13 protein-coding genes are annotated in these 13,577 nt (G+C 56.1%); 12 read left to right on the top strand and 1 reads right to left on the bottom strand.

Annotated features, from left to right (window positions below; all coding sequences use genetic code 11):
- Positions 1-147 precede the first annotated feature (147 nt).
- The 9 genes from DIT71_RS18400 (at position 148) to DIT71_RS11235 (ending at position 9,797) form a co-directional block, all read left to right on the top strand.
- A complete protein-coding gene (locus DIT71_RS18400; protein ID WP_114613294.1) occupies positions 148-1,536 on the top strand; it encodes a flagellin N-terminal helical domain-containing protein in 1,389 nt (462 codons plus the stop codon).
- Positions 1,537-1,609: 73 nt separating this feature from the next.
- Entirely contained in the window at positions 1,610-2,050 is a 441-nt protein-coding gene (locus DIT71_RS11275) for a flagellar protein FlaG (protein WP_114613293.1), read from the top strand.
- A 225-nt stretch (positions 2,051-2,275) separates the two neighbouring features.
- Positions 2,276-4,270, top strand: a complete 1,995-nt coding sequence (fliD, locus tag DIT71_RS11270) for a flagellar filament capping protein FliD (protein ID WP_114613292.1) — start codon at positions 2,276-2,278, stop codon at positions 4,268-4,270.
- A gap of 36 nt (positions 4,271-4,306) precedes the next feature.
- Positions 4,307-4,708 carry a flagellar export chaperone FliS gene (fliS, locus tag DIT71_RS11265; protein ID WP_114613291.1) on the top strand — a complete coding sequence of 134 codons (402 nt, stop codon included), beginning with the start codon at positions 4,307-4,309 and terminating at the stop codon, positions 4,706-4,708.
- Positions 4,709-4,738: 30 nt separating this feature from the next.
- Complete coding sequence (locus DIT71_RS11260) at positions 4,739-5,512, top strand: substrate-binding periplasmic protein (RefSeq protein WP_114613290.1); 774 nt, start codon at positions 4,739-4,741, stop codon at positions 5,510-5,512.
- A gap of 75 nt (positions 5,513-5,587) precedes the next feature.
- Positions 5,588-6,799, top strand: a complete 1,212-nt coding sequence (locus DIT71_RS11255; RefSeq protein WP_114613289.1) for an argininosuccinate synthase — start codon at positions 5,588-5,590, stop codon at positions 6,797-6,799.
- A gap of 553 nt (positions 6,800-7,352) precedes the next feature.
- Positions 7,353-7,835, top strand: coding sequence for a YajQ family cyclic di-GMP-binding protein (locus tag DIT71_RS11250; protein WP_114613288.1), 483 nt, complete (start codon positions 7,353-7,355; stop codon positions 7,833-7,835).
- A 15-nt stretch (positions 7,836-7,850) separates the two neighbouring features.
- Complete coding sequence (locus DIT71_RS11245) at positions 7,851-9,263, top strand: AmpG family muropeptide MFS transporter (RefSeq protein ID WP_406565109.1); 1,413 nt, start codon at positions 7,851-7,853, stop codon at positions 9,261-9,263.
- A 222-nt stretch (positions 9,264-9,485) separates the two neighbouring features.
- On the top strand, positions 9,486-9,797 hold the full coding sequence (locus DIT71_RS11235; RefSeq protein WP_114613285.1) for an MGMT family protein: 312 nt from the start codon (positions 9,486-9,488) through the stop codon (positions 9,795-9,797).
- 187 nt (positions 9,798-9,984) lie between these two features.
- Here the strand turns inward: DIT71_RS11235 and DIT71_RS11230 are convergent, their stop codons facing one another.
- Positions 9,985-10,746 (bottom strand): SDR family oxidoreductase, encoded by a 762-nt coding sequence (locus DIT71_RS11230; RefSeq protein WP_114613284.1) that lies wholly within the window; start codon positions 10,744-10,746, stop codon positions 9,985-9,987.
- Between the two features lie 98 nt (positions 10,747-10,844).
- Between DIT71_RS11230 and DIT71_RS11225 the strand changes: the two genes are divergently transcribed.
- The 3 genes from DIT71_RS11225 to groL all read left to right on the top strand — a co-directional run bounded on the left by DIT71_RS11225 (position 10,845) and on the right by groL (position 13,572).
- Positions 10,845-11,405, top strand: a complete 561-nt coding sequence (locus DIT71_RS11225; protein ID WP_114613283.1) for an FxsA family protein — start codon at positions 10,845-10,847, stop codon at positions 11,403-11,405.
- A gap of 161 nt (positions 11,406-11,566) precedes the next feature.
- Positions 11,567-11,854, top strand: a complete 288-nt coding sequence (gene groES, locus DIT71_RS11220) for a co-chaperone GroES (protein ID WP_114613282.1) — start codon at positions 11,567-11,569, stop codon at positions 11,852-11,854.
- Between the two features lie 65 nt (positions 11,855-11,919).
- Entirely contained in the window at positions 11,920-13,572 is a 1,653-nt protein-coding gene (gene groL / locus DIT71_RS11215; protein WP_114613281.1) for a chaperonin GroEL, read from the top strand.
- Positions 13,573-13,577: the final 5 nt, after the last annotated feature.

The raw sequence follows: 13,577 nt of genomic DNA, 5'->3' as shown, positions 1-13,577 counted from the left end.
TACATTCCTTTACAATGGCAACAGTTTTTTTTCTAAAGCAACCGGATGCCGTGCCGTTAAGTGATGTAACAGGGCGGCGCTCCCAACTGAAAAACGAGCGTCAGACCTTTCCTACGAAATAACGACATCGGTCGAAGGAGAAGTGTAATGGCTCTCGGTATCAACACTAACGTTGCGTCACTGTCTGCTCAGAACCAGCTGAGTAATTCTCAGAAGCTCAACGATCAAGCTCTGGAACGCCTATCTTCAGGCTTGCGCATCAACTCTGCCAAAGACGATGCGGCCGGCTTGGCGATCTCCACACGTTTCAGCGCTCAAATTTCGGGTTTGGATGTTGCTCAGCGTAACGCGAACGATGGCATTTCGTACGCTCAGACAGCGGAGGGTGCTTTGGGAGAGGTAACCAACGCGCTGTCACGAGTTCGTGATCTAGCGGTTCAGTCGGCTAACGATACAAACTCTGGTAGTGACCGTCAGGCTTTGAACCAAGAAGTCGAGGCTCTGGTGGCAGAAATAAACAGGATCGCTGGATCAACGCAGTTTAACGGACAAAACATCCTTAATGGCAATCTTTCTGAGCTTAATTTTCAGGTCGGAGCGAACCAAGGGCAGGTGATTACCGTAGACGGCGTGGATAGTCGCGGTGATCAGTTGGGCGCGCGAGTTTCCACTAGCGGTTCGGTCAGCGGCACAGACGTAGCAGCTATTGCTGACTTAGTCATCGAAGGCACAGACATTGATACGTCGGCTGCGACGACGGCATCAGATGTGGTCGATGCCATCAATAAGCAGTCAGGAACTACGGGCGTCTCTGCCTCACTGGGCAACAGTGTCGAAACGAGTGATTTGGCCGGAGTTTTGAGTTCTGGTGCAGCAGCTGCCGACGGAGAGATCACGATCAATGGCACAAACATCGTTACCGCTAGTGAAACAACCGGCACTGGCGTCGATCTTGTGCAGACAGCGGCGAATATTAATGCACTGTCCGACAAGACCGGTGTAACTGCAACGCTCGCTAATGGTGACGCAGAGCTACGTCTGTCCAACACTACTGGAGAGACAATCAAGGTCTCAGGCGCAAATTTTGACGGTGGTACCCCAGAAAATTACTACGCTGGAATTGAGCTGGCTGGCGAGGTTTCAGATTCAGATTTTAATGTAACTGCCACTACCTTTGGCGTCCAGAATTCGGGAACAGCAATAGGTGCTTTGCAAGCCAACCAAACTGTCAATGATGTCAGTGTTCTCGATCGAGAAAAGGCTGGCGAAGCAATTCAAACTATTGATTTTGCGCTTGACAAGGTTAACAGCCTTAGAGCTGAGTTGGGCGCTGTTCAGAACCGGTTCGAGTCAACCATTTCTAACATTGCATCAACCTCCCAAAACCTGAGCGCCGCCAACAGTCGTATCCTGGACGCTGACTTCGCGGCAGAAACTGCCAACCTGGCTAAGTCCCAGGTCCTCCAGCAGGCTGGTATCTCGGTACTGGCGCAGGCCAATGCCCGCCCGCAGCAGGTTCTGTCCCTCCTGCAGTAATCGGGGCATAGCGGTAAAAGCCGGGGCTTTCGGGCCCCGGTTTAACGCCGTTTGAGGATAGCGAGGTAAAGCTATGAATGACGTTAACCTGAATAGCCCGGATCTGAAGCTGGTTCGTTCCAGTGAGCAAGCTCCGGTTAGGGCAATGTCGTCATCTCAGGCCGAGGGCAGGAATGCCTCAGCCCAGGTTGCGCCGTCATCAGCTGAGCGTACGGACCGTGTTCAGTCTCCCACCCAGGATGAGGAGCCTTCGAAAGCCGAGCGGCTTGAGAAGCGCAACGAAGCCCGGCGGGAGCAACTGGATGACGCGGTGTCGCAGCTGAACGATTTTGTTCAGAGCGTTCAGCGGGATTTGCAGTTCGAAGTGAATAATGATTTGGGGCAGACGGTTGTGAGAGTGGTTGATCAGTCTACCCAGAAAGTTATTCGGCAGATTCCGGATGAGGTGGCATTGAGGTTGGCAGAGAACTTGCAGCAGGACGAACCGCTGACGTTGTTTAATATCAAGGTGTGAAGGCTTTCCGCTTTTGCCGCTGACTTAAATGACGGATTATCAGCACCGCCTTACCCGAGAGGGGCCGGCGGTGTTCTGCGTTTTGGGGAGGGTTTTGGTGGCTCTCCCCGGCCCTCTCCGGCAAGGGGTGCAGGCTATAAATTTCGAGGGGTGCGGTAAAGTTTTGCCGCTTGCTGCCGCTAAGTATTACAGCATATTGATTCGCCCCCTTGAGGAGGCATGGTTATGGCAGGTATTTCATCGTTAGGCGTTGGTTCCGGGGTGTTGAACGCGGATCTGGTTGACCAGTTGGTTGCCGCCGAGCGTAAGCCGACGGAAACGCGGCTTACCCGGGAGACACAACAGACTGAAGCCTTGTTGTCAGCTTACGGCAAGCTGCGCAGTGCGGTTACCGAGTTGCGCCTGCCAATGCGACAGCTGAGCTCGCCGGACAACCTGAAGGCGTTCTCTGCCACCTCTACCAATGAAAATATCGGCGTTTCGGTTGATAGCACCAAAGCCAGTCGCGGTACCTACAGCGTAGAGGTGACCAGTCTGGCGTCGGCGCAGGCGTTGGCTTCTCGGACGGCGTTTGCCGACCGGGATTCCACCAGCGTTGGCCAGGGTACGTTACAGCTTTCGGTGGGTGACAAGGTTACCGATATCACGATTGATAACAGTAACGACACGCTGCAGGGCCTGGCGAATGCCATCAACGAGGCGAATGCAGGCGTGTCTGCCGGGGTGATCGATACCGGTAGCGGCTACCAGTTGGTGATGTCTGCTGATGAAACCGGCACAGCCAATGCTGTCAGCATCTCGGTCACGGGTGATACTGGTGGCACCAATACGGATGACCAAGGTCTTTCCCGCTTCGCGTTTAATACTGGCATGGATGCCGGTTCCGGCCTGCAGGAAACCATTGCCGCCAATGATGCGGTGATGAAGATCAATGGCATCGACGTCACGCGTTCCAGCAATACCTTCGAAAACGTCATCGATGGCCTGACTTTCGATATCAAGGACAAAGGTACGTCTACTGTCAGCGTGAATCAGGATCTGGGCGCGGTTTCCGATCGGGTTCAGGGCTTCGTAGACAAGTTCAATGGTTTGCAGTCCACCATCGACAGTCTTGCAGGTTTCAACTCCGAATCGGGCCAGGGCAGCCTGCTGACCGGGGATTCTACAGTGCGCGGGATCCAGAACCAGTTGCGCAACATTCTGACCCGCGTGGTGCCGGGTATGGAGAACGCCAGTGTGCGCAGCCTGGCGGATGTGGGTATTACCACGAATTTTGAAACCGGCGGCCTTGAGTTTGATCGGGCCAGGTTTGAAGAAAAGCTTAAGGCAAACCCGGACGATGTAACCGCGCTTTTTGCCGAGCAGGGCAGAACAACGGACAGTCAGGTCGAGTTCGTGCGAAGCGGCTTGGATACAGCGCCTGGTAAGTACGACATTAACGTAACCCAGCCGGCGACACGGGGCCAGTTGGTAGCTGGCGCGGCACTGGGGGCAGGGCCTTTTCAAATTGATGCCAGTAATGATGAGTTGTCACTGTCGGTCAACGGTGACCTTGCGGTTAATCTACAGCTCACCCAGGGTGCGGACATCTCCCAACAGGCATTGTTGGATGACATTCAGGCACAACTCGATTCGAATAATGCATTGAATGCAGCCGGGGTATCGATCCAGGCTGGACTCGATGAGAATGGCAGACTGGCGTTCACCTCTTCCGAGTATGGCAATGAATCAAGTGTATCGCTGACATCAGCTGAAGGCGCGGCTACGTTCGGCCTTGGCACGACCACCAGCACCGATGGCAGGGATGTGGCGGGCACCATTGATGGCCGAGCTGCGGAAGGCGATGGGCAAGTGCTTTTCCTTGGCAGCGGTAACGGTGGCGCTTCGGGGTTGCAGGTAAGAATTCTTGGTGATCAGGCCGGCAGCCGTGGTTCCATCCAGTTTATCGAGGGTGTTGGCGAGCGTACGGTGGATCTGGTCACCAACATGGTTGGTGCCGGTGGTGCTATTGAATCCCGCACCGATAGTCTCAACCGGGAACTGGAGCAGATACAGGATAGCCGAGTACGGCTGGAAGAACGTATCACGTCGTATCGCGAGCGCCTGGTCAGTCAGTTTTCAGCTGCGGATTCGCTGATATCCCAATTGAACAGCACTCGCGACTACGTCACCCAGCAGCTTGCTGCATTGGCACCGCAGAACAATCGCAACAATAATTGATGATTATTGCTTGAAGAGCGAACAACGAGGTCATATATGAACGGTTTACAGGCTTACCAGCGGGTCAACACCCAAACCAGCATCACTGATGCCGATCCCCACAAGCTGATCCACCTGCTCTATAACGGAGCCCTGGAGCGCATCAACATGGCCAAGGCCCGGATGCAGGCCAAGGATTACGAGGGTAAGGGCAAGCTGATTTCCAAGGCCATTGAAATTATTGGCGGCCTTCGTGGCTTCCTGGATTTTGAAAAAGGCGGCGATCTGGCGTTGCGCCTGGAATCGCTTTACGACTACATGGAGCGCACCCTGTTCCAGGCCAATGCCAAAAACGACGTCGCCAAACTGGACGAAGTGGCAGACCTGCTTCGCTCCATCAAGGAAGGCTGGGACGGTATTCGCGAAGAGGCCGCCTCACTGCAGCAGCAGGCAGTGTGATTGCGCCCGGCTAGCCGAACGCCGGTATTGATGGCCGGATGGTTTCTGATCGTGCTCACGGCTCTGCAAGCCTCTCCTGCCTTTGCTGCGGAGCAGAATGGCCAGGAGCCAGTGACCTTCTCTATTCCCGATGTCTGGCCCTGGGGCTACGAAGACGATGGTGGTCAGCAAAAGGGCAGCCTGATTGAGGTTGTCGATCGGCTTTCCGAGATAACCGGTATTCCCGTGATACCCCAATTAAGACCGCTACGGCGCGCAATCGTTGAGCTACGATCCGGTGCCGCGAACTTCAGTATTCTGTTTCAGAGCCCTGAGCTGGATATTGAGGCGGTCAACGTGTCTTCGGTGTCCGAAGTGAACATTCTGTTGGCTGCGATGGCATACTCCGATTACCCGTTGACGCTGGCGGCATTGAAGGGGAAACGGGTGGCGTATATTCGCGGGACTTACCTTGGCGAGGCCTTTGAGGCAGACACTGACGTTTTGAAGGTTCCGGTAAACGCCGTCAGCCAGGCGTTAGAGTTGCTCACGGTGGGGCGGATCTCCGCAATACTGGCCAGTGACCACAACATTTACCGGACTTTGTCATCCCTGAATATGAGTCGGGACACGTTGCGCTACAAACAGCATGTTCCCGGCCTGACCGGCACGCTTTACATGTCCCGGGCCGCAAGCCGGCCAGAAGCGGCTCGCAAGTTCAGTGCTGCCCTGGAGCGGATGCAGGCAGATGGCGAACTCCGTGAGATCTTTTATGGCAAGGTTGAGAGCGCCTACAAACCGGCCACCCTCCTGTCCGTCCAATAGCCATTCCCCCCGCTGTCCCGTACAATACGCTGCTTATTTTCGATACATCCATTCTGTTCAGTCTGGAGCAAGGGCATGTCTGATATTAAAAAGGTGGTTCTGGCCTATTCCGGTGGCCTGGATACCTCGGTAATCGTTCGTTGGTTGCAGGATACCTATGAGTGCGAGGTGGTAACCTTTACCGCCGACATCGGCCAGGGCGAGGAAGTGGCCCCGGCACGCACCAAGGCCGAGGCGTTGGGGGTCAAGGAAATCTATATTGAGGACCTGCGCGAGGAGTTCGTGCGCGACTACGTGTTCCCGATGTTCCGCGCCAACACCATTTATGAAGGGGAGTACCTGCTGGGTACCTCCATCGCTCGTCCGCTGATCTCTCGTCGTCTGATCGAGATTGCCAATGAAACCGGTGCCGATGCGATCTCCCACGGTGCGACCGGCAAGGGCAACGACCAGGTGCGGTTTGAGCTGGGTGCCTATGCCCTGAAGCCGGGAGTGAAGGTGATTGCACCCTGGCGCGAGTGGGATCTGAATTCCCGTGAAAAGCTGCTGGCCTACTGTGAGGAACGCAACATTCCGGTGGAGATGAAGAAGGGCAAGTCCCCTTACTCCATGGACGCGAACCTGCTGCACATTTCCTACGAAGGCATGAACCTGGAAGATCCCTGGGCGGAAGCCGAGGAAGACATGTGGCGCTGGAGCGTGTCTCCGGAAGCGGCTCCGGAAACACCGACCTACATCGAACTGACCTACAAGCAGGGTGATATCGTGGCCATCGATGGTCAGGAGATGAAGCCTCACGTGGTGCTGGAAACCCTGAACAAGGTGGCAGGCGATAACGGTATTGGGCGTCTGGACATTGTCGAGAACCGTTACGTGGGCATGAAGTCCCGCGGCTGCTACGAGACCCCGGGCGGTACCGTGATGCTGCGGGCCCACCGTGCCATCGAGTCCATTACCCTGGACCGGGAAGTGGCACACCTGAAAGACAGCATCATGCCGCGTTACGCGGAGGTGATTTACAACGGTTACTGGTGGTCACCGGAGCGCGAGGCGCTGCAGGCGCTGATCGATCAGACCCAGACCTATGTCAACGGCACCGTGCGGTTGAAGCTCTACAAGGGCAATGTGGATGTGGTCGGGCGTAAGTCTGACGATTCGCTGTTTGATGAGAAGATTGCGACCTTTGAGGAAGATCAGGGAGCGTATGACCAGAAGGATGCGGAAGGCTTTATCAAACTGAATGCGCTTCGGTTGCGGATTGCGGCTGGTAAAGGTCGCAAGCTCTAAAACTGATGGTGTGCCGAGCATCGGTGCCTGAGCAAGGCCGGTGCAGGCTTTCAGAAAATGCCCGTGGATACGTCCCTGTAGGGCTCGGTCGCGCCATCCCTGGCGCTCCACGTTTCTGAAAGCCTGCACCGGCCTTGCTCGTTTGAGCTTGGGGTTGACGCCGTTAACTGTTGGGCCAGTGCAAGAACTTGTTTCGGGGCAAATTCCGGGCATAAAAAAGCCAGCTAAGAAGCTGGCTAAGAAACAAGGAAAGAACGATAGAGTGCCTGAAGAATTCCTTAATCCTGCGGACTTTTCCCCATTTGGCGGCGGAGGTACAACCCGGCCCCTCCGCCATGGGGGATACTGCTTAAATCCACCCTTGCAGAATAGAATCTTTGCGTGAGGGAGTCTGTTTGTGATGTGTGTCGGGGTGTTACGGAGTGTGTGCCTGCCGTGGGTGCATTGTTATTGCGACTCGCCAGTTCATTGCCAGATGCGGTACTGCTCCGGTATTGGTATGCTTTCGCACCACGAAAAATCTGTGCATCCATGCAAAGAGTGAGAACACGCCATGCCTTCTTTTGACATAGTTTCTGAAATCGATATGCATGAAGTCACCAACGCCGTTGACCAGGCCAAACGCGAGCTGGGCAATCGCTGGGATTTCAAGAATGTAGAAGCGGATATCGAGCTGGACGATAAAGGCATCACCATTAGTGCCGAGCAGGAGTTCCAGCTGGAACAGCTGATGGACATGCTGAGAATGGCCTTTGCCAAACGCAATATCGATACCCGTGCGCTGTCTGAAAAGGGTGAGAGCAAGTCCGGCAAACTGGTCAAGCAGCACCTGGAGCTGAAGCAGGGCATTGAAGCGGATATGGCCAAGAAGATTGTGAAAATGATCAAGGATGGCAAGCTCAAGGTCCAGACCAGCATCGAGGGCGACAAGGTGCGGGTAAAAGGCAAGAAGCGTGACGATCTGCAAACGGCCATTGCGCTGCTGAAAGAAGCCGAGCTGGACGTGCCCCTGCAATTCAACAATTTCCGCGACTGACCCCGGGGGCGAACCATCTTATCCAGCAGCAACCTGGCTCTGCTCAGGGAAACCGTTTACACCTATACCCGCTGGCAGGTCATCGCACTTCTGTTTCTGGGCTTTTCCGCGGGCCTGCCGTTTCTGCTGGTGTTCTCCACCCTGAACGCGCGGCTGGCGGATGTGGGGGTGGAAACCGCCACCATCGGCTTTTTCAGCTGGCTGGGGATTACCTACTCCATCAAGGTGTTCTGGGCCCCGGTGGTGGACCGGGTGAAGCTGCCCATTCTCGACAGACTTCTTGGCAAACGTCGTAGCTGGATATTGCTGGCCCAGGCCGGCATAGCCACTGGTCTTTACCTCATGGCTCATGTGGATGCCACCGCAGCGCCGGAAATGATGGCGTTCTGTGGTCTGTTGGTGGCGTTTTCCTCTGCCACCCAGGATGTGGCCATCGATGCCTACCGCATCGAGATTGCCGAGGAACGGCTGCAGGCGGCATTGGCGGCGACCTATATATTCGGTTATCGCCTGGCGCTGCTGGTGGCCGGAGCAGGGGCGTTGTATCTGGCGGAGTTCTGGTCCTGGCAGGTGTCTTACGAAGTGATGGCGCTGTTGGTCGGTGTGGGCATGGCGACAGTCTTGATCGTGCGGGAACCGACGGTCAATCATTTTGCCGCCGCCCAGGATATTGCGGAAAAGATCGAACACGAAGCCGGCAAGCGGACCCACCTGAATCCCCGTTTGGCGCGCTTTATTGGCTGGTTCTATGCCGCGGTGGCCGGGCCGTTCCTGGATTTCTTCCGCCGCTACAAGGAACTGGCGATCCTGATCCTGGTGATGGTGGCGGTCTACCGCATATCGGACATCGCCATGGGCGTCATGGCCAATCCTTTCTATCTGGATTTCATGGGCTTTTCCAAAACCCAGGTGGCGGATGTCACCAAGATCTTCGGCTTCTTCATGACCATTGCCGGCTCCCTGGTGGGCGGCGTGCTGGTGGTGCGTTATGGTGTGCGCAAGATACTGCTCACCGGTGCCATCATGACGGCGGCCACCAATCTGCTGTTTGTGGTTCTGGCGCAATACCCTCCGAATATCTCCACCCTGGCGCTGGTGGTCAGCGCCGATAACCTCAGCGGCGGCATCGCCAACGTGGCACTCATCGCCTGGCTCTCCAGCATGACCAGCGCGGCGTTCACGGCAACCCAGTACGCACTGTTCAGTTCGCTGATGACCTTGCCCGGCAAGTTTATCGGGGGTTTCTCCGGCATTGTTGTGGCCGGTTTCGGCTACGGGGAGTTCTTCCTGGTGGCTGGTCTGATGGGCATACCCGCAATACTCTTGGCCTGGTTCATGATCCGCAAAGGCGAACGCCTGGATGCCTTGGCGCCCCGTAACGAAGAAGTCGACGGCGAACCTAGTAGGTCGGGTCAGGCGCAGGCTTAATCCGACACTTTATAGCTTGATGGTTCGGGTGGCTGGCCCGGCGGTGGGGGTGCCTTTTCTTTGGAAAAAGAACTCGCTTCGTTCAGACACCTTTTTCTGGCAGAAAAGACACCCCCACCTCCGGACCGATTCCGGCTCTGCCGGTATCGTGGGCTTTTTCTGGGTCGGGCAAAGCCGTAATCTGACATCCCAGTTTCCAGTAAAACTTAAGATCCAGGTTGTATGAACGAACCGACCAAAGACGAGAAAATCTGGCAAGTCGTCGCCGCTATCCCTGTTGGTAAAGTTGCCAGTTACGGCCAGGTTGCTCACATGGCCGGGTTGGGGCGGCAGGCCCGGTATATCGGCAAGGCCCTGGGGAAACTTCCCTCCGGACATTCCATTCCCTGGTATCGGGTGATCAGAAGTGATGGCAAGATCGCATTTCCAGTGGGTAGTGAGGCGTTCGAAGTGCAGGCCCAGAGTTTGCGGGCGGAAGGCGTTCTGGTTGTCGATGGACAGGTGTTGATACGGCAGTTTGGGTGGCGGCCGTAGGCTCCGGGCGAAAGAGCCAATGTCTGATCGGTCTGGGGGTGGGATTCTCTTTTCTGCCAGAAAAAGGTGTCTGAGCGAAGCGAGTTCTTTTTCCAAAGAAAAGAGAATTCCACCCCCGGGCCAGCCCCAAAGGCCCAATCGATAAAGGTCAGCCCCAAAGGACCAGCCCCAACCCGCAGGCAAATGTTTACAGCCGAAGAGCGCCATCAACCTCAAGCATACGGCCTGACATGTAGTCGTTTTCGAAGATGAACGCCGCGGCGGAGGCGATCTCTTCCGGCTTGCCCATGCGCTTCAGGGGAATGCTGGCGGTCATTCTTTCCAGGGCTTCGGGTTTCATGGAGGCGGTCATTTCGGTCTCGATAAAGCCGGGGGCAATGCCCATGCAACGGATGCCGTAGCGGGCGAGTTCTTTGGCCCAGACCGGAACCAGTGCCGAGACACCGGCCTTGGCGGCGGAGTAGTTGCTCTGGCCCATGTTGCCGGCGCGGGCAATGGAGGCGATGTTAATGATCACGCCTTCGTTGCCGTTGTTGATCATCTGGGTGGCTGCCTCGCGGCCGCACAGGAAGACGCCGGTCAGGTTCACGTCAATCACCGCCTGCCACTGGGACAGTTCCATGCGCTTCTCGACTTTGCCTTCTTTCGCTTTTACCAACAGCCCGTCCCGGAGAATGCCGGCATTGTTGACCAGGCCATTAAGCTGGCCGAAATCCGCCACGATGGCGGCAAAGGTTTTCTCGACGTCTTCTTCTTTCGCCACGTTGCAGATGTAGGTTTTGGCGTCGCCACCGGCTTTGTCGCACGCTGCGGCTGTTTCTTCGAGCTTTTCGGGCATCAGGTCGATCAGTGCCAGTCGGGCTCCCTTGGCGGCCAGATGTTCTGCCATGGCACGGCCAAGGCCCTGGCCGCCGCCGGTAATCGCAATCACGGAATCTTGAAGTTTCATGTTTTGCCCTAAGGTAGTGGAGAAATGGTGGGTCCGAGTATACCACTGCTTTGTTACAACCGCCGCAACCAGGCACAGCGCACTCCCGGGAGGCTCTTTTGGGCGTTTTTCTTTTTTTATTCATCGTCATGCCCATTGTGGAGATGACGATTCTGATCAAGGTGGGAACTCTCATTGGAGCCCTGAACACCGTCGGTCTGGTTTTGCTGACGGCGGTTATCGGTGCCGCCCTGCTGCGTCAGCAGGGCCTTGCCACCTTATTGAAAGCCAATCAGCGGCTCAACAGCGGTGAACTGCCGGCGCGGGAAGTGGCCGAAGGCCTGATTCTGGCGGTGGGCGGCGCTCTGCTGCTGACGCCCGGCTTTGTGACCGACACCATCGGTTTCCTGTGCCTGATTCCCGGTTCCCGCCACTGGCTCGCAGCCCAGGCCCTCAAACGCATGGTGGTAGCAGGCCAGGGCGGCAGCTTCACATTTACCGCGGGGCAACGAGGGCCTTTTGGTGATGGCGAAAGTCCGTTCGGCCGACAGCGTCCTTTTGACCGCCAGGGGCCGTTCGACCGCAATGGCGATATCATCGAAGGCGAGTACCGGGATGAGACCGAGCACGATCATCAGCGGCTGGATCGCGGGGATGACGATTCAGAGCAAAAAAAGTGAAAATTTTTTTTGCCAACTATTGAAAACCAATACGCTACCCCCACATAGGTCACACGAGTTCGCTGCGGGCCAATAACCGCTGTAAAACAGTTGGTTAAAAGCCCCGGCTTTTAACGCAACCATCATTGCCAAACCTAACCTGACATTGGAGATATCGAGCAATGAAGATACGTCCGCTACACGATCGTGTTGTCGTGCGCCGTAAGGAAGAAGAAGAGAAAACAGCTGGTGGCATCGTACTGCCGGGCAATGCCAAGGAGAAGCCATCCCAGGGCGAAGTAATCGCCGTAGGCAATGGCCGTATTCTCGACAATGGCGAAACCCGTGCACTGGCGGTCAAGGTTGGTGACACCGTGGTCTTTGGCCAGTATGCCGGTAACACCGTGAAGATAGACGGCGAAGACCTGCTCATCATGAGCGAAAACGACATTTTCGGCGTTCTCGAATAAACATTCGATGACGTAGCAATCCGATTGAATACTCAAATTGGGTTTAACGAACAGGAATAGAAGACATGGCAGCAAAAGACGTTAGATTCGGTGACAGCGCCCGTAAACGTATGGTTCAGGGCGTTAACGTTCTGGCAGACGCAGTTAAGGTAACCCTCGGCCCGAAAGGCCGTAACGTGGTTCTGGACAAGTCCTTTGGCGCACCCACCGTCACTAAAGATGGTGTATCTGTGGCCAAGGAAATCGAGCTGAAAGACAAGTTCGAGAACATGGGTGCCCAGATGGTCAAGGAAGTTGCTTCCCAGACCAACGACACCGCTGGTGACGGCACCACCACTGCGACTGTTCTGGCGCAGGCTATCGTTCGGGAAGGCATCAAGGCAGTTACTGCCGGCATGAACCCGATGGATCTGAAGCGTGGCATCGACAAGGCGACCATCGCCGCCGTACAGGCGATCCGTGATCTGTCCAAACCCTGCGATGACAATCGCAACATCGCTCAGGTAGGCACCATCTCCGCCAACGGCGACGAGACCATCGGCAAGCTTATTGCTGACGCGATGGAAAAAGTCGGCAAAGAAGGCGTTATTACCGTTGAGGAAGGCCGTGGCCTGGAAGACGAGCTTGATGTCGTTGAAGGCATGCAGTTCGACCGTGGCTTCCTGTCGCCGTACTTCATCAACAACCAGGAAAACATGTCCACTGAGCTGGATGACCCTTACATCCTGCTGGTTGACAAGAAGATCTCCAACATCCGCGAACTGCTGCCGGTGCTGGAATCTGTCGCCAAGGCTGGCAAGCCGCTGATGATTATCGCCGAGGACATCGAAGGCGAAGCGCTGGCAACTCTGGTTGTCAACAACATGCGCGGTATCGTGAAAGTGGCCGCCGTGAAGGCCCCCGGTTTTGGTGACCGTCGCAAGGAAATGCTGCAGGACATCGCGATTCTGAGCGGTGGCACTGTGATTTCCGAGGAAGTCGGCCTGACTCTGGAGAACACCACTCTGGATGATCTGGGCACTGCCAAGCGCATCAATATCACCAAGGAAAACACCACCATCATCGATGGCGCCGGTGCCCAGGCTGATATCGAAGCCCGCGTTGAGCAGATCCGCAAGCAGATCGAAGACAGCTCTTCCGACTACGACAAGGAAAAGCTCCAGGAGCGCGTAGCCAAGCTGGCTGGCGGTGTTGCCGTCATCAAGGTTGGCGCCGGTTCCGAAGTGGAAATGAAAGAGAAGAAAGCCCGCGTTGAAGACGCCCTGCACTCTACCCGCGCTGCGGTTGAAGAGGGTGTTGTACCGGGCGGTGGTGTTACCCTGATCCGCGCTATTGCAGCGTTGGACAAGGTTGATGCCATCAACGAAGAGCAGAAGGCTGGCGTGAACATTCTGCGCCGTGCCATGGAAGCTCCGCTGCGCCAGATCGTGACCAACGCCGGTGGCGAAGCCTCCGTTGTTGTGAACAAGATCCTGGAAGGCACTGGTGCCTATGGCTATAACGCCTCCACCGAAGAGTTCGGTGACATGCTGGAGATGGGTATCCTTGACCCGGCCAAAGTCACCCGTTCTGCCCTGCAGGCGGCCGCTTCCGTGGCTTCCCTGATCATCACCACCGAGGCGATGATTGCGGACGAGCCGGAAGAAGAAGGCGCCGGCGGCGGTATGCCGGACATGGGTGGCATGGGCGGAATGGGAGGCATGGGCGGCATGATGTGATGCCG

The sequence above is a fragment of the Marinobacter vulgaris genome (assembly GCF_003344045.1).
Classification (GTDB): domain Bacteria; phylum Pseudomonadota; class Gammaproteobacteria; order Pseudomonadales; family Oleiphilaceae; genus Marinobacter; species Marinobacter vulgaris.
This window is presented reverse-complemented; position numbering and strand designations above follow the sequence as displayed.

Bases quoted from the DNA above. Each gene is read 5' to 3' on its own strand.
- fliS (WP_114613291.1), top strand. From the start codon at position 4,307: ATGAACGGTTTACAGGCTTACCAGCGGGTCAACACCCAAACCAGCATC.
- DIT71_RS11260 (WP_114613290.1), top strand. From the start codon at position 4,739: ATGGCCGGATGGTTTCTGATCGTGCTCACGGCTCTGCAAGCCTCTCCT.
- groL (WP_114613281.1), top strand. From the start codon at position 11,920: ATGGCAGCAAAAGACGTTAGATTCGGTGACAGCGCCCGTAAACGTATG.
- DIT71_RS11235 (WP_114613285.1), top strand. From the start codon at position 9,486: ATGAACGAACCGACCAAAGACGAGAAAATCTGGCAAGTCGTCGCCGCT.
- DIT71_RS11250 (WP_114613288.1), top strand. From the start codon at position 7,353: ATGCCTTCTTTTGACATAGTTTCTGAAATCGATATGCATGAAGTCACC.
- DIT71_RS11230 (WP_114613284.1), bottom strand. From the start codon at position 10,746: ATGAAACTTCAAGATTCCGTGATTGCGATTACCGGCGGCGGCCAGGGC.
- groES (WP_114613282.1), top strand. From the start codon at position 11,567: ATGAAGATACGTCCGCTACACGATCGTGTTGTCGTGCGCCGTAAGGAA.
- DIT71_RS11255 (WP_114613289.1), top strand. From the start codon at position 5,588: ATGTCTGATATTAAAAAGGTGGTTCTGGCCTATTCCGGTGGCCTGGAT.
- DIT71_RS18400 (WP_114613294.1), top strand. From the start codon at position 148: ATGGCTCTCGGTATCAACACTAACGTTGCGTCACTGTCTGCTCAGAAC.
- DIT71_RS11275 (WP_114613293.1), top strand. From the start codon at position 1,610: ATGAATGACGTTAACCTGAATAGCCCGGATCTGAAGCTGGTTCGTTCC.
- fliD (WP_114613292.1), top strand. From the start codon at position 2,276: ATGGCAGGTATTTCATCGTTAGGCGTTGGTTCCGGGGTGTTGAACGCG.